At 72.4% G+C, this 14,748-nt stretch carries 16 protein-coding genes; 7 read left to right on the top strand and 9 right to left on the bottom strand.

Annotated features, from left to right (window positions below; all coding sequences use genetic code 11):
• Window positions 1-5: 5 nt before the first annotated feature.
• Window positions 6-929 carry an SDR family oxidoreductase gene (locus OG974_RS04470; RefSeq protein ID WP_328764385.1) on the top strand — a complete coding sequence of 308 codons (924 nt, stop codon included), beginning with the start codon at window positions 6-8 and terminating at the stop codon, window positions 927-929.
• A gap of 31 nt (window positions 930-960) precedes the next feature.
• Here the strand turns inward: OG974_RS04470 and OG974_RS04465 are convergent, their stop codons facing one another.
• On the bottom strand, window positions 961-1,983 hold the full coding sequence (locus OG974_RS04465; RefSeq protein ID WP_371646732.1) for an enoyl-CoA hydratase/isomerase family protein: 1,023 nt from the start codon (window positions 1,981-1,983) through the stop codon (window positions 961-963).
• 60 nt (window positions 1,984-2,043) lie between these two features.
• Here OG974_RS04465 and OG974_RS04460 point away from each other — a divergent pair, with 60 nt between their 5' ends.
• Entirely contained in the window at window positions 2,044-2,610 is a 567-nt protein-coding gene (locus OG974_RS04460) for a dihydrofolate reductase family protein (protein WP_327279653.1), read from the top strand.
• Between the two features lie 20 nt (window positions 2,611-2,630).
• Here the strand turns inward: OG974_RS04460 and OG974_RS04455 are convergent, their stop codons facing one another.
• Entirely contained in the window at window positions 2,631-3,386 is a 756-nt protein-coding gene (locus OG974_RS04455; protein WP_327279652.1) for a helix-turn-helix transcriptional regulator, read from the bottom strand.
• Between the two features lie 108 nt (window positions 3,387-3,494).
• On the opposite strand from OG974_RS04455, the gene OG974_RS04450 reads away from it, so the two are divergent.
• Complete coding sequence (locus tag OG974_RS04450; protein ID WP_327285866.1) at window positions 3,495-4,643, top strand: MFS transporter; 1,149 nt, start codon at window positions 3,495-3,497, stop codon at window positions 4,641-4,643.
• 13 nt (window positions 4,644-4,656) lie between these two features.
• On the opposite strand, the gene OG974_RS04445 is transcribed toward OG974_RS04450, so the two are convergent.
• Window positions 4,657-5,211 (bottom strand): DUF6434 domain-containing protein, encoded by a 555-nt coding sequence (locus OG974_RS04445; protein WP_327279651.1) that lies wholly within the window; start codon window positions 5,209-5,211, stop codon window positions 4,657-4,659.
• A gap of 148 nt (window positions 5,212-5,359) precedes the next feature.
• Between OG974_RS04445 and OG974_RS04440 the strand changes: the two genes are divergently transcribed.
• From OG974_RS04440 to OG974_RS04430, 3 genes are all read left to right on the top strand, one after another.
• The gene (locus OG974_RS04440) at window positions 5,360-5,965 is read left to right on the top strand and encodes a hydrolase (RefSeq protein WP_327279650.1); all 606 of its coding nucleotides are present in this window, start codon (window positions 5,360-5,362) and stop codon (window positions 5,963-5,965) included.
• A gap of 187 nt (window positions 5,966-6,152) precedes the next feature.
• On the top strand, window positions 6,153-7,064 hold the full coding sequence (locus OG974_RS04435; protein ID WP_327279649.1) for a methyltransferase domain-containing protein: 912 nt from the start codon (window positions 6,153-6,155) through the stop codon (window positions 7,062-7,064).
• A gap of 3 nt (window positions 7,065-7,067) precedes the next feature.
• On the top strand, window positions 7,068-8,195 hold the full coding sequence (locus OG974_RS04430; RefSeq protein ID WP_327279648.1) for a hypothetical protein: 1,128 nt from the start codon (window positions 7,068-7,070) through the stop codon (window positions 8,193-8,195).
• Between the two features lies 1 nt (window position 8,196).
• Here OG974_RS04430 and OG974_RS04425 read toward each other — a convergent pair whose 3' ends face one another.
• The 5 genes from OG974_RS04425 to OG974_RS04405 are packed head-to-tail and all read right to left on the bottom strand — an operon-like array spanning window position 8,197 to window position 12,613.
• Window positions 8,197-9,576 carry a cytochrome P450 gene (locus tag OG974_RS04425; RefSeq protein WP_327279647.1) on the bottom strand — a complete coding sequence of 460 codons (1,380 nt, stop codon included), beginning with the start codon at window positions 9,574-9,576 and terminating at the stop codon, window positions 8,197-8,199.
• The gene (locus tag OG974_RS04420) at window positions 9,573-10,193 is read right to left on the bottom strand and encodes an ATP/GTP-binding protein (RefSeq protein WP_054223662.1); all 621 of its coding nucleotides are present in this window, start codon (window positions 10,191-10,193) and stop codon (window positions 9,573-9,575) included. Before OG974_RS04420 ends, OG974_RS04425 begins: the two co-directional genes overlap by 4 nt.
• Window positions 10,174-10,533 (bottom strand): DUF742 domain-containing protein, encoded by a 360-nt coding sequence (locus OG974_RS04415; RefSeq protein ID WP_327279646.1) that lies wholly within the window; start codon window positions 10,531-10,533, stop codon window positions 10,174-10,176. Before OG974_RS04415 ends, OG974_RS04420 begins: the two co-directional genes overlap by 20 nt.
• Entirely contained in the window at window positions 10,530-10,937 is a 408-nt protein-coding gene (locus OG974_RS04410) for a roadblock/LC7 domain-containing protein (protein ID WP_327279645.1), read from the bottom strand. The genes OG974_RS04415 and OG974_RS04410 overlap by 4 nt, the downstream gene beginning before the upstream one ends.
• Window positions 10,934-12,613, bottom strand: a complete 1,680-nt coding sequence (locus tag OG974_RS04405; RefSeq protein WP_371645440.1) for a sensor histidine kinase — start codon at window positions 12,611-12,613, stop codon at window positions 10,934-10,936. Before OG974_RS04405 ends, OG974_RS04410 begins: the two co-directional genes overlap by 4 nt.
• 349 nt (window positions 12,614-12,962) lie before the next feature.
• Here OG974_RS04405 and OG974_RS04400 point away from each other — a divergent pair, with 349 nt between their 5' ends.
• Window positions 12,963-13,592: a hypothetical protein gene (locus OG974_RS04400; RefSeq protein ID WP_327279643.1), complete on the top strand. Its 630-nt coding sequence runs from the start codon at window positions 12,963-12,965 to the stop codon at window positions 13,590-13,592.
• 462 nt (window positions 13,593-14,054) lie between these two features.
• On the opposite strand, the gene OG974_RS04395 is transcribed toward OG974_RS04400, so the two are convergent.
• The gene (locus OG974_RS04395) at window positions 14,055-14,447 is read right to left on the bottom strand and encodes a hypothetical protein (RefSeq protein ID WP_327279642.1); all 393 of its coding nucleotides are present in this window, start codon (window positions 14,445-14,447) and stop codon (window positions 14,055-14,057) included.
• Between the last annotated feature and the right edge of the window lie 301 nt (window positions 14,448-14,748).

Genomic DNA, 14,748 nt, shown 5'->3' with positions numbered 1-14,748 from the left:
GGGGCATGGCGCGGGCGCGGCGGGTTCTCGAAGGCAGGGTCGCCCTGGTGGCCGGGGCCACGCGGGGCGCGGGGCGCGGCATCGCGGTCCAGTTGGGCGCGCAGGGCGCGACGGTGTACGTGACGGGGCGCAGTACGCGCGGCAGCCGTTCCGAGTACGACCGGCCGGAGACCGTCGAGGAGACGGCGGAGCTGGTCACGGCAGCGGGCGGGCGCGGGATCGCGGTGGTCGCGGACCATCTGGTGCCCGGACAGGTGGAGGCGCTGGTCGGTCGGATCGATGCCGAGCAGGGGCGACTCGACGTGCTGGTGAACGACATCTGGGGCGGCGAGCTGCTCTTCGAGTGGGACAGCCCGGTGTGGGAGCACGACCTGGACAAGGGGCTGCGGCTGCTGCGCCTCGCGGTGGAAACCCACGCCGTCACGAGCCATTTCGCGATGCCGCTGCTGCTGCGCGAGCCGGGCGGTCTGGTGGTGGAGATGACGGACGGCACGGCCGAGTACAACGCGAGTCGCTACCGGGTGTCGTTCTTCTACGACATCGCCAAGTCAGCGGTGCTGCGGATGGCCTTCGCGCTCGGGCACGAGCTGGGTCCGCGCGGGGCGACGGCGGTGGCGCTGACGCCGGGCTGGCTGCGCTCGGAGATGATGCTGGACGCCTTCGGGGTGACCGAGGCGAACTGGCGGGACGCGCTGGAGGAGGTCCCGCACTTCGCCATCTCCGAGACCCCGTCGTACGTCGGGCGGGCCGTCGCGGCGCTCGCCGCGGACCCGGAGGTGGCGCGCTGGAACGGGCAGTCGCTCTCCAGCGGTCAGCTGGCCCGGGTCTACGGTTTCACGGACCTCGACGGCAGCCGCCCGGACGCCTGGCGGTACATGGTCGAGGTCCAGGACCCGGGCCGCCCGGCCGACGCGACCGGCTACCGCTGACCGCGGCCGGGCCGCGGACCCTCGACCGCTTTCAGGGAAGCCGGAGTTCGCGGGCCTCGCCGAGCGGGGCGAAGAACCGCTCCACGGCCCCGGTGTCGACATCGGCGAGCGCGGGCGGGGACCAGCGGGGGTTCCGGTCCTTGTCGATGACCTGGGCCCGGACGCCCTCCACCAGGTCGGGCGCGCGCAGTGCGTGGCAGGAGACGCGGAACTCCTGCTCCAGCACCCGTTCCAGGGAGCCGAGTCCGCGGGCCCGACGGACGGCGGCCAGGGTGACCTTGAGCGAGGTCGGGGACTTCGCCAGGATCGTCTCGGCGGTCTCCTTGGCGGCCGGGTCGCCCTCGGCCAGCAGCCGTTCCACGATCTCCTCGACGGTGTCCGCGGCGTAGCAGCGGTCGATCCAGGAGCGCCGCTCGGCGAGTTCGCCCGGCGCGGGCGCCTCGGAGTGGCGCGCCAGCACCTCCCGGGCCGGGGCGCCGGCGAGCCCGGCGGTCAGCTCCGGCAACCGGGCGGCGGGTACGAAGTGGTCGGCGAGTCCGCACAGCAGCGCGTCGGCCGCGCCCACGGAGGCCCCGGTGAGGGCCAGGTGGGTGCCGAGCTCGCCCGGGGCGCGGGCGAGGAGGTGCGTACCGCCGACGTCGGGGACGAAGCCGATGCCCGTCTCGGGCATGGCGACGCGGGAGCGTTCGGTGACGACGCGCACGCTGCCGTGGGCCGAGACGCCGACGCCGCCGCCCATCACGATGCCGTCCATCAGGGCCACGTACGGCTTGGGGAAGCGGGCGATCAGCGCGTTCAGCCGGTACTCGTCGCGCCAGAAGCCCTCGGAGGCGTCGCCGCCGGCCTTGGCGTCGTCGTGGATGGCCCGGATGTCCCCGCCGGCGCACAGCCCGCGCTCACCGGCGCCGCGGATGAGGACCTGGACGACGGCGGGGTCGTGCTCCCAGGCCGTCAGCGCCTCGGTGATCCGCAGCACCATGGGGTGCGTGAGGGCGTTGAGTGCCCCGGGGCGGTTCAGGGTGATCACCCCGGTGTGGCCCTCGGTGGTGAACAGGGCCGTGTCGTCTGCGCCGTCGTCGGTCTTCACACCGGCCAGTATGTAGCGTGCATCGGCATGCGGAAGATCATCCTGATGATGCAGGTGTCTCTGGACGGCTACTTCGAGGGCCTGGACCGGGACATCTCCTGGCACCGGGTCGACGAGGAACTGCACCAGTACATGAACGACGAGATCCGCCCGCTGGGCGGTCTCCTGACCGGCCGGGTCACGCACGAGCTGATGGCCGCGTACTGGCCGACCGCCGATGCCGACCCGGCCGCCACCGCGCCGGAGGTCGAGTTCGCGGGCATCTGGCGGGACATGCCGAAGTACGTGTACTCGCGCACGCTGCCGGACGCCGACCTCGGCTGGAACTCCACCCTCGTGCGGGACGTCGTACCGGCGGAGGTCGCCGCGCTGAAGGCGGCCCCGGGAGGCGACCTGGTCGTGGGCGGGGCCGATCTCGCCGCCACCTTCCTGCGCCACGATCTGGTGGACGCGTACCGGATCTTCGTGCACCCGGTGCGCATCGGCCGCGGCAGACCGCTGTTCCCGCCCTCAGACGGCCCGGTGCCGCTCCGGCTGGAGGACACCCGCACGTTCGGCAACGGGGTCGTCCAGCTCCGGTACGGGCGGCCGTAGGACACGCGGCGGGCGCGCGGTCACGGCAGACGGCGCGGGTGGCTCCCGGGGGTGTGGCCGAAGGCCCGGCGGAAGACGTCGATGAAGGCGCTCGCGGAGGACCAGCCGCAGCGGTGGGCGACCGCGGTGACCGGGGTGTCCACGGCCAGCAGCCGCAGCGCGTGGTGCAACCGCAGCTGGGTGCGCCACTGCGGGAAGGTCATGCCCAGCTCGGCGCGGAACAGCCGGCTCAGCGTCCGCTCGCTCGCCCCCGCGCCGGCGGCCGCGCCGAGCGCCGCGAGCCCGCGGGAATCCGCCGGGTCGGCGTGCAGGAGGGCGCACACCGCCGCCAGCCGGGGGTCGGCGGGCGCGGGCAGGTGCAGCGGTTGCAACGGCGAGGCCCGCAGCTGGTCGAGCAGCACCCCGAGCATCCGGCGGCGCTCCGGGCCGTCGTCCTCGGGGGCCCGCGTGTAGGCCAGGATCAGCTCCCGCAGCAGTGGTCCCACGGCGATCACGGCGGGGGTGTCCAGGGACAGCGGGTTGAGGCGGGTCGGCAGGCCGACGGAGTGCAGGTCGGTACGCCCGTACGCGCGGTGCTCGTGCACCGTCCCGGCCGGGATCCACAGTGCGCGGGTCGTGGGGGCCACCCACGTCCCGGCGTCGGTGGTGACGGACAGCACCCCGGAACCGGCGTAGGCGATCTGGTGGTCGTCGTGGCGGTGCGGGTCGATGCCGACGTTCGTGTCGAGTTCGCGAATGCTCGTCGCGGCTCGGGGCGTGTGGCGGATTTTCTGCATCACCCGGCAATTTATCGGAAGCGGGCCGCCCGCGACAGCGGAGATCCTCGACCGGTGAACCCATCGAAGACCGCTGCCGAGCAGCTCACCGCACCGAAGGCCGCTCCGGTGCGCCGCCGCGTCGCCGCCCACGCGGCCGGCCATTCCTGCGTGGACGTCTACCAGGGAGCCGTCGCCGCGCTCGTCCCCTTCCTCGTCTCCGAGCGGGCCTACGGGTACGCCGCCGCCTCCGGCATCGTGCTGGCCGCCTCGCTGCTGTCCTCCGTGGTCCAGCCGCTGTTCGGGGCGCTCACCGACCGCCGTCCGATGCCGTGGCTGATCCCGCTGGGCACGGCCGCCGCCGGACTGGGCATCGCCCTCGTCGGCGCGGACGCCGGCTATCCGGCCACCGTCGGCGCCGTGGCCCTGTCCGGGCTGGGCGTGGCCGCCTACCACCCGGCCGCCGCCCGCTCGGTCCGCACTGCCGCGGGCGGCTCCGGGCACACCGCGATGAGCTGGTTCGCGCTCGGCGGCAACATCGGCTTCGCGTGCGCGCCGCTGCTCGTCGTCGGAGCCCTGTCGGTGTCCGGGCCGGCGGGCTGGTGGCTGCTGGCCCTCCCCGCGGTGCTCGGTGTCGTACTGAGCCTGCCCCGGCCGGTGCGCGACCGGGCGGCGGGAGCGGGGGCGCCGGAAGCGGTGGTCCCGGCTGCGGCGCCCGGTCCCGGGGACCGGCGGGCGTTCCTGCGGCTCTGCGCCGTGGTGGTGGTGCGGTCCGTCGCGTTCACCGGCCTGAGCACGTTCATCGCCCTGTACGTACGGGAGCGCGGCGGCGGAGGGACCGCCGGGGCGGTGGCCCTGTTCGCCCTGTTCGCGGGCAGCGCGGGCGGCACCCTGCTCGGCGGCCGGCTGGCGTCCCGCTGGGGCCGGGTCACCACCGTCCACCGGGCGTACGCCGCGGCAGCCCCGGCCGTCCTCGGCGTGCTCACCCTGCCCCTGCCCCTGGTGTACGTCTGCGCGGCGCTGGCGGCCGCCGCCCTGTACGTGCCGTTCTCGCTCCAGGTGACCCTCGGCCAGGACTACCTGCCGGCCCGCATGGGAACGGCGAGCGGGGTCACCCTCGGTCTGACGGTCAGCGTCGGCGGGGTGGCGAGCCCTTTCATCGGGGCCGTCGCGGACGCCACCTCGGTACGGACGGCCCTGCTCCCGCTGGTCGTTCTCCCGCTGCTGGCCCGGGCCCTGGCCCGGCGGCTCCCGGAGCCCGCACCGCCGGCGGCCTGAGCGGTCCCGTGGGTCAGTCCTTCGGGAGGGCGCGGTGGGCCCGCCAGGCGGCCAGGGCCTGCTGCCTGGTGCCCTCCGGGTGGCCGGCGTGCCAGTCGCGCAGGAACCGGTTGAACTCGAACTGGGCGGCGACCTCCTGGGGTTCGGCCGCCCGGGCGCGGGTGGCGTGCCAGTGGGCGACGGCCTCGGCGAGGGGGCGTCCCGCGTTCTGGGCCACGTAGTCCCGCATGAAGGCGTCGAAGTGGAATCCGGGCCCGATCTCCCGGACGAAGAACTCCCGGAGCACCTGGCTGCACCGCTGGCCCTGCGGGATCTCGGTGTCGCCGTCGACGGGGGCCGTGAGCTGACGCCCGGCGCGGCGCGGCGCGCGGACCGGCTCCGGCGCCAGGACCCCGTCGAGTGCGGCGGCCAGCCGGGCCGTCAGCGCCACTTTGCCGCCCCCGGCGGACAGGCCCATCTCCCGGGCGAGCTGGGACAGTTCCGCCAGGGTCCAGTACCAGCGCGACAATTGCGCCCCGGTCAGCGCCGGAGTCGGGGCGGGGCGCCTTTCCTTCATATTCGCACTCACGTTCCCATTCTAAAGAAGTGGCCGGCCGATCACCCGCCACGCCGACCGGTCACCCGCCACGCCGGTCGGGACCGCCGGGCCACCCTCTGCGCGCGGTCCGGGTTTCATGGGGTGACCCGTGAGACCCGGACCGACCACAGGAGTCCAGATGACCGCCGCAGCCGACCGCACCGTCCTGACCCTCGACGACGGCACCGCCCTGGTCCTCATCGACCTCCAGCAGGGCATCCTGGTCCTGCCGACCACCAGGCCCGCCACGGAGATCCTCGCGAACGCGGTCGCGCTCGCCGGCGCGTTCCGGGCACACAGGCTGCCCGTGGTGCTGGTCAGGGTCGCCTGGTCGCCCGACGGCGGCGACCTGCCCACCACCGACGTCGACCGCCCGGGTCCGGCCACCGCCCCGCCCGCCGCGTTCTCGCAGATCCCGGCCGAGCTCGCCGCCCTCGGCGACGTCGTCGTGACCAAGCGACACTGGGGGGCTTTCACCGGGACCGAGCTCGACCTCCAGCTGCGCCGCCGCGGCATCCACCGGATCGTCCTCGCCGGCATCTCCACCAGCGTCGGGGTCGAATCCACCGCCCGTACGGCCTGGGAGCACAGCTACTCCCTGGTCTTCGCCGAGGACGCCACCGCCGACACGGACGCCGCGTCCCACGCCCACTCGTTCGGCAGGATCTTCCCGCGCATCGGCAAGGTCAGCACGACCGCCGAGGTCATCGCCGCCCTCGGCTCCCTGGGCGGGCATTCCTCATGATCGCTCAACAAGAATTCCACTCCAAGTCCGGAACAAGACCTGACGTGACATCAAATGGCCTGAATTGCTGCCGTTTCAGATGTGGTTATGCTCATGACCCGAGTGAACGAGGACTTTTATCGCTCACCAATGGGCAGAGTGGGGCGGCCGATAAACACCCCCACGTGACCGCAGGACCGGAGAACCGATGGACAGGAACCTTGTCATCCAGACCCCCGCTGGTGGCCAGGAGTTCGACGAGAGCCAAGTGCCGCTCTATTACACCCGCAAGACCGCCGACATCCTCCACAAGTACGGCCCGGGACCCAGGGTCCACTTCCACATGGGCCTCTTCGCCCCGGGTGCGACCCCGAACACCACCGTCTCCCAACGCGCGCTCAAGCGACGCATCGTGGAGTCCCAGGAGACCATTGTCGAGCATGCGGCGCGCAGTTGGGGCGCGTACTCCACTCCTCCCGGCAGCGTCCTCGACATCGGATGCGGAGTCGGCGGTGGATCGCTCTACTGGGCCCAGCAGCACGGCGCGACCGTCACCGGTCTCACCGTGGCGGCCGATCACATACCCGTGATCGAGGACTTCGCCCGCCAGGCCGGCGTCGGCGACCGCGTCACCCCCCTCCTGGCCGACGTGCACACCTTCACGGCCGACCGGAAGTACGACGCCGCGTACGCCAACGAGAGCTCCGGCTACATGGACCGCGAGCGGCTCTTCCAGGTCGTGGCCCGGTCCCTGAAGCCGGGCGGCTGGTTCGGCATCCAGGAGCACTTCATCTGCCGGCCCGAGTGGACCGGGTTCATCGACGGCTACTACAAGACGCGCCTGGGCACCCTCACCGAGTACCTCACCGCCGCCGAGGCGGCCGGTTTCGAGCTGGAGCAGGACGAGGACGTCACCGACCGGGTCGCCGAGTTCTGGGTGCAGTCCATGGCTTGGAACACCGCCGAGCTGGACCGCGTGGAGAGCGCCGGCGTCCCGTCCGCCTGGTCCCGCGAACGGCTCCAGGAGTCCACCATCACGCACGGCAAGCTGTTCCGCATCTGGCGCGACCACGCCCTGGAGACCCGCCTGCTGCTGTTCCGTCTCGGCGGGGGCGGCTGACCGATGCCTCCCGCGTACCGCAAGGGCTCGCCCCCCTCCCGCATCGGCTGGCAACTGCCGCCGTTCTACTGGCCGTACGAACGGGACCTGATCCATCCCAAGGCGGCCGAGCTCGAAGAGCGGGCCGTCGCCTGGATCGACGAGTTCGGCCTCTACCCCGACGCCACCGAGCGCGCCTGGGGACTGGCTTCGCGCAGCGCCGACCTCGTCAGCCGGATCGCCCCCCACGGCGACGTGGAGCCGATGCTGCTCTTCGCCCAGTGGTGCTACTGGGCCTTCGCCGCCGATGACTGGCAGGACTCCGGCACCGGCACCGCGCGCACGGCGTCCGTCATCGACCAGGGCACCCGGCTCATCCGCATGCTTGAGGCTCCCGGTTCGCACCTGCTGCAGCCGGGGCCGCACACCGCCGGACTGGAGGACCTGGCGGCCCGTACCCGGGCGATGCTGACCCCCTTCCAGCTGCGCCGCTTCACCGAAGGCATCGGTGAGTGGGTGTTCGGCGCCGCCGCACAGGCCGCGAACGTCGAGCGGGGCGTGCTGCCCGGCCTCAACGACTTCGCGGCGACACGGATCTGGGTCGGCGGGACACGGTTCCTGCTGACCTGGTGCGAGGCGGCCAACGGGATCGAGCTACCGGCCGACGTGCTGTACTCCGCACCCGTCCAGGCCCTGACCGACGCCGCCGGGTTCATCGTCGCCTGCGACAACGACCTCTTCTCGTACAACAAGGACGACCACCACGAGCCGCTGGAGCAGAACCTGCTCAACGTGCTGGCCCGAGAACACGGTCGTACGCCCGCCGAGGCGCTTCCCGTCGCGTACGCGTTGCGGGACCGGGCCGTGACCCTGTTCGTCCGGCTGCGCGAGCAGCTGGCCCGCGGCGCCGACGAACAGCTCGGGCGCTACCTCCTCGCGCTGGAACACTGGATCGCGGGGGACACCGAGTACCACAACCGGGCTCCGCGGTACGCCAGTCCGCGCAACCGCAACACGCTCCCCGCCGACGGGGCGTCGTACGACATCACCTGGAGCGACACGCCCTGCGACCCGGGCGTCGAGCCGCTACCCATCCCGACTTTCGCCTGGTGGTGGCAGCAGCTCGACGATCCCCCGCGCCGGGGTCGCTGAGTCAGCGGCGGCCGCGCAGGCGCGACCACCAGGAGCCCCGTGCCGCCGGCCGCTCCCCCGGGACGGGGACGGGCGGCGGAGCCGGCTGGGCCGTTCGTGCGGCCCGCCGGGGCACCGGCGTGGAGCCGGTGACGGTGCTGCCCCGCGGGGTGAACCGGACCGGGAGCGACACCAGATGACGGGACAGCAGCGAAGACGTCCACTGGAGCTCGTCCTCGGGGACCGCCAGCTCCAGATCGGGCAGCCGGGCCAGCAGTGTGTCGATACCGGTGTCTGCGATGGCCCGGCCGATGTCCTGTCCGGGACATTCGTGGGGGCCGCTGCTGAAGGCCAGGTGGGAACGGTTGCCGTGGACCGGCACGGTCGTGTCGGGCCGGATCTCCGGGTCGAGGTTGCCCGCAGCCAGACCGAGCAGCAGCATGTCCCCGGCTTTGATCCGCGCTCCGCCGAGCTCCGTGTCGCCGGTGGCCCAGCGCCCGATCATCGTCATGAACGGAGGCTCGTCCCACAGGACCTGCTCCAGCGCGTCCGGCAGCGTCATGTGTCCGCCGGAGAGGTTCGCGCGGAAGCGGCGGTCGGTGAGCACCATGCGCACGGTGTTCGCGATCAGGTTGGCGGTCGTCTCGAAGGCCGCGATCAGCACCAGCCGCAGGTGCTCCACGACCTCGTCGTCGCCCAGTGCCGTCGGGTGCTCCAGCATCCACGTGGTGAAGTCCCGGCCGGGCTCCACCCGCTTGCGCGCCACGAGCTCGCGGAGGGTGGCCGAGACGTACTCGAAGCTGGTGAGGGCCGTCTCGGTGCCGCGGAGCATGTCGCGGGCCGCCTCGACGAGACGCGGCCCGTAGGATTCCGGCGCCCCGACGAGCTGGGTCATCACCAGCATCGGCAGCGGCTCGGCGAAGTCCCTGACCAGGTCTGCCCGCCCGGACTGGGCGAAGGCGTCGATCAGCTGGTCGGCGAAGCGCTTGACGTAGCGGCGTATGCCTCGCCGGTCGAAGCGCTCCAGCGACTCGGTGATCGCTCCGCGCAGCCGCTCGTGCTCGACGCCGTCGACCAGGTGGCAGGCCGGCTGCCACGCGGTCATCGGCGTCAGCGGGTGGTCGGCCGGTACGTTCCCCTCCTGCATGTCCCGCCAGTGCCGCGGGTCACGGGCGAAGCGCGACGGGGTGCGCGCCACGTCCAAGTTCTCGCGGTGCCCCAGCACCAGCCAGGCCGGGAGGTCACCGTGCACGAGGACGGGGGCCACCGCGCCGTGTTCGGCGCGCAGCTTCTCGTACGTGCCCATCGGGTCGGCCTCGGCGTCCGGGCCGTAGAGCCGGTGGGCCGGGCAGCCGGGCGGCGGGGCCGCCGGACCCGGCTGGGGGGTGGGGGTGGTGCTCACAGTGCCTCCGGGGTCGCGGCGAGGGAGTGCAGGTAGCGCATCAGCGTCATCAGGACGTCGCGGCTGGAGTCGCGGCGGCGGGCGTCACAGAAGACCAGCGGTACGGACGCGGGCAGGTCGAGTGCTGCGCGCAGCTCCTCCAGGGGGTGCTCCGGCGCGTCGGGGAAGGAGTTGACGGCGACCACGAAGGGCACCCCGCGCTCCTCCAGCCGGCCGATCACGTCGAAGCTGACTTCCAGCCTGCGCGTGTCGACCAGGACCACCGCGCCGAGCGCGCCCTCGAACAGGCCGCGCCACAGGAACCAGAACCGCTCCTGACCGGGGGTGCCGAAGAGGTACAGCACCAGTTCCTCGTTGATGCTGATGCGGCCGAAGTCCATGGCCACGGTGGTGGAGGTCTTGCGCTCCACCCCCGCCGTGTCGTCGACGCCGACCCCGGCCTGGGTCATCGTCTCCTCGGTGGTGAGCGGCCGGATCTCGCTGACCGCGCCGACGAGGGTCGTCTTGCCGACCCCGAAGCCGCCCACGATCACCACCTTGACTGCGGCGGCGGCCGTGGCCGGCAGCGCGTCCTCGCGCCGGGGCGCGGTGGCCCGCTCAGAGCTTTCGAAGTCCATCGATGACTGCCTCAATCAGTGCCAGGTCGGGGAGTTTGGCGGGGGCGACGGGTGGGCGGGAGAGCACGTGGTTGGCGGCGAGCAGGTCACCGAGGAGTACGGTGACCACGCTCACCGGCAGGCCGAGATACGCGGAGATCTCGGCCACCGAGAGCGGCGACTGGCACAGCCGCATGATCGCCGCGTGCTCCGGCTGCATCCCGAGCCTGGGCCCCGACTTGGCGATGATCAGCGTGACGAGGTCGAGGTGGGTGGGGGTTGACCCCCCACTACGGCCGCCGGTGATCACGTAGAGCCGCTCGGGCGTGCCGTCTTCCCAGTCCCGGCCCGGGTTGCTCACGCCGGCTGCCCGTCGCGGCGCGGCGGGCTGCTCAGGTGTTCTCCGATCCGGGCCACGAGGTCGCGCATCCGCTGGCCCATCAGTCCGGCGTCGACGCCCTCGTTCGCCAGTACGGCGAGGAAGGCGCCGGCGCCGGCCGCCATCAGGTAGAAGAAGCCGCCGTCCATCTCGATCACGACGAGCCTCATCCGTCCGCTGCTGCCCGGGAGTTCGGACGCGACGGCGCCGGCGAGGCTCTGCAGTCCGGCGCAGGCGGCCGCGAGCCGGTCCGCGGTGTCGGTCTCCGCCCCGTACTGCGCCATGCGCAGGCCGTCGGCGGACAGGACGATGACGTGGCGGGTCTGCGGAACGCTCTCGGCCAGGTCCTTGAGCATCCAGTCCATGTTGGTCTGCTGCTGACTCATGGCTGTTCCCCCTTGCTCGCCGAGGCCGGCGAGGCATCCGTGTTCTGGCTTGCTGCGCCGCTCCGGCTCGCGGCGGTCTTGCTGCTGTCCGAGGACAGGCCGTCCTGGAACGCGGCCAGCCACATCCCGGGCTGTACCTCGGGCCGAGGCTCTGGCGCGGGTCCGGGCTCGGTGGCGTACCCGTGTCCGGCGTGGTCGGCGGCCGCCGCTGCGGCTGCCACGAACCGGTCGCCGGTGCCCGTACCGATACCGGTTCCCGCCGGTTCGGGTGCGACGGCGCGGGTCTTGCGGCGGCGCTGGGGCAGGCCGTTCGGGGTCCGCTCGGTCACGGCGGGCACCTCGTCTTCGGCTGCCGGCATGCGGGGCCCGGTGACCGGGCGGGCGGCCGGGGTCCCGGCCGCGGTGGTGGCCGCCGCGGGGGCGAACCCGGTCGTGGCGGCCGTGGCGGCCACCGTCGTCGTGCCACCGGCCGGCGGCAGCGCGGCGCGGGGGCCCGAGGCGGTGCCGATGCCGTGGGCAACGCCCGTCGCGGAGGAGGCGGTGGTGATCAGCTGCTGCGGGATGACCAGGACGGCCCGTACGCCGCCGTACGCCGACGAGCGCAGCGAGACCTGGAAGTCGTACGCCTGCGAGAGCCGGCCGACCACGGCGAGGCCCAGGCGCGGGGTCTCCCCGAGGTCGGTGAGGTCGATGCCCTGCTGCGCCTGGCGGAGCATCCGCTCGGCCCGCTTGCGGGCCTCCTCGCTCATGCTCACGCCGCCGTCCTCGATCTCGACGGCGATGCCCGAGTTCACGTCGACGGCGGTCAGGTGGACCTTGGTCTGGGGCGGGGAGTAGCGGGTGGCGTTGTCCAGCAGCTCGGCGAGCGCGTGGATGAGCGGTTCGACGGCCGGTCCGATGACGGCGACCTGCGAGACCGAGTGCAGCTCGACGCGCTGGTAGTCGATGATCCGCGACATGGCTCCGCGCAGCACGCTGTACAGCGGGACGGCCTTGCTCCACTGGCGGCCGGGCCGCGCCCCGCCGAGCACGGCGATGGAGTCGGCGAGGCGGCCGATGAGGGCCGTGCCGTGGTCGAGCCGCAGCAGGTCGCCGAAGACGTCCGGGCTGTGGCCGTGGCGGTCCTCCATCTCCCGCAGTTCCTGGGCCTGTTGGTGCACGATGGCCTGGACGCGGCGGGCGATGTTGACGAAGGCGCGCTGCGCGGAGTCGCGCAGGTCCTCCTCGGCGACGACGGCGTCGAGGACCGAGCGCAGCACGGCCTGGTGGGCCGCCCTGAACTCGGCCGTCAGGCCGGGCCCGTGGATGTCGAGCTCCTCCAGCGAGGTGAGCACCTCTTCGGGGAACTCCCCCTTGCGCAGCCGTTCCACGACATCGGGCAGCAGCTCCTGCGCGAGCCGTACGGTCTCGGCCTGCTGCCGGTGCAGGACAGCCTCCTGTGCGGCGGCAGCCAGCCGCAGCGCGGCCACCGCCTTGCCGCGCCGGGCGGCCTCACCGCAGGACAGGGCCACGGCGACGAAGGCCACGGCGCCGATCCAGGCGACGGGGGTACGGGCAGGTGCGGACACTTGCGCCACGGCTATCGCCGCGGCGGCGGCGGTCAGCACGGCGGGCAGCGCCCAAACGACGGGTGAGGTGGCCCCTGGACTTCCGGGCGACGATCCCACGCGAACCATCAGAACCCTCAAACGATCGAAAGCGAATGATCATATGACAACGGCCCGGAATCTTAGCGTCTATAAGCACCACCCTTGACAGCAGGTCATGATCTGGACACTGCAAGGAGGTTGACGCTTCTCCCCGCTGGCCGAAACCCATAGGTACCGGCTCCGGGCCGCAACCGCCCCGCACCCCGGACCACCACAGCCCGCGAGCGCCCCCGCCCCCACCCGAGGCCCCCGACCGCCACCCCACGGAACGGCCGAATCCCGCCACCGGCCCGCGGCCCGCTCGGGAGACAATCACCCTCGGTCGGACCCGATCATCCAACTCCACCGTCCCCATGACAGAACAGGAGCAACCACGTTGAACCAGGAGAGACGCGCTCAGGCAGAGGAGTTCCTGCACCCGGGCGAGCGGCTCATCGCGGCCTGCTCCTACGAACTCGGCCCCGGTGTACCGCATCCGCCGGAGGCCCTGCTCGCTCCTGCGGAGCCGTCGGCACTCGCCCGGCAGGTCGCGGCGAAGGCCCCCCGCCCGCTGCGACAGCTGCTCGCGGCGGGCGGCGTCCTCGACCCCCGGCGGTCGAAGCCCGCCGCCGTGGCGGACGCGATCGACCGTGCACCGGACGTCGTGGAGCAGCTCGGCTCGCGGCTGATGCACGGCAAGAGCATGGAGGGCGACTGGCGGAGCGCGGCCGGGCGCTTCCTCATCGGCCGCGCGAGTGCTCGCGGCTCGGTCACGGGCGTCCTCGCGGTCACCGACCGGCGCTGGTTCGGCCTCACCGACGTCTCGCCGCTGTGGCGGATGACGCCGGTGCTGAAGCAGTACTGGGAAGCCCCGCGCCCTGCCGTCACCGCGGTGCGCGCCAACCCGACGGGAGTGCTCCAGAAGGGCCGCATGGACATCGTCTTCGCCGACGGCTCATGGGTCGCCGTCCTCGCGAGCCTCCCGACCCACGCCGCCCCGTTCGCGGCCGCGGCCGCGAACGCCTGACCCGGCGGCGCGAGGAGGCCCGACACGGACTCGTCCGACGACGGGACGGTGTCCCGGACACCGCGGCAGCCTGCCGCCGACCGAGGTGGGTCGGCGGCCGCGTCGTCACGGTTCTGTCGAAGGTCCCTGTGGACCGAGGGCGATGCAGACCATCAGCAGAAGCATTCTGATTTCGAGCTGCCGGTGACGGTGAAGCCACCCCTCACATGTATTTCTTGGAAGATGGGGACCAGGCAACCCATTCCGGCGCTCAGGCTGAGAACGGCAAGGGCGACCGTTTGCCTCCGGCCAAGAGCGCGGCCAAAGGAACACGTCGGGACAGTACCCTCTTCTTGTCCGCTGTGCGCGCAGTAGTTCCTCCGACGATCCGCGGAGCGAAGGCGAGTAGTGCACGAATCCGGTCCACAACGCGCTCGGATGTCGGCGCTTGCGCACCCGAGGGAATCCGCACGTTCAGGAGCATCACGCCCTCTCCGGTGAACCGGTGATGTGCCGGGTCGGCGGGGTGATTCGATGACCAGCACGGTAGGAACCGGTGGTCGTGTCCACCGCGGCGACGCCGGTGATCGATGACAACTGGCGAGCGTAACGGTCCACCCCGGAAGCAACACCCGCAGCCTGGAGATCAGCCACGCTCAGCACGATGGACAATTTGGTTCCGGCAGCCTCCGGAAATTCGCTGCGCACACGCTCACCGGTCTGTCGCACCAGCGTGGATGCGGGCAGGACGCGCTGGTCGGAAATACCGAACTGGGCATTGCTCAACGACACGGCGCAGCTCAGCAACAGTACTTCCGCCGAATTGCCGAGCAGCGCAGGACGCCTCGTGGCGGCGTTTCCGAACCATTCCCACATTCTGCTGCACCCAGGAACGGTCGAGCCCCTTCATGGAATCGCAGCAGTACTGGATAAATGAGGACGGGGGTCAATGCGGCAAAATCACCGTGGTGCGTGAGGGCGTCCACGGAGCAGCCCGTGGACGGATGCCGTCCGGCCCGGTCACGGGCCGAGGGGCCGGCTCCGGTCGGCCGCGCAACCCGACGCTAGCCGTGAACCGGCGCGGTACCCGGCTCCCGATCCCCGACCGATACGCAGGAACGATCCCTCGTCACCCGAACGGACCGGGCCCCTCGCGGACACGGTGGCCGTTCCCGTG

The organism is Streptomyces sp. NBC_00597, assembly GCF_041431095.1.
GTDB lineage: Bacteria > Actinomycetota > Actinomycetes > Streptomycetales > Streptomycetaceae > Streptomyces.
The sequence above is the reverse complement of the archived record's forward strand: the minus strand, read 5'-3'. Positions and strand labels throughout refer to the sequence as shown.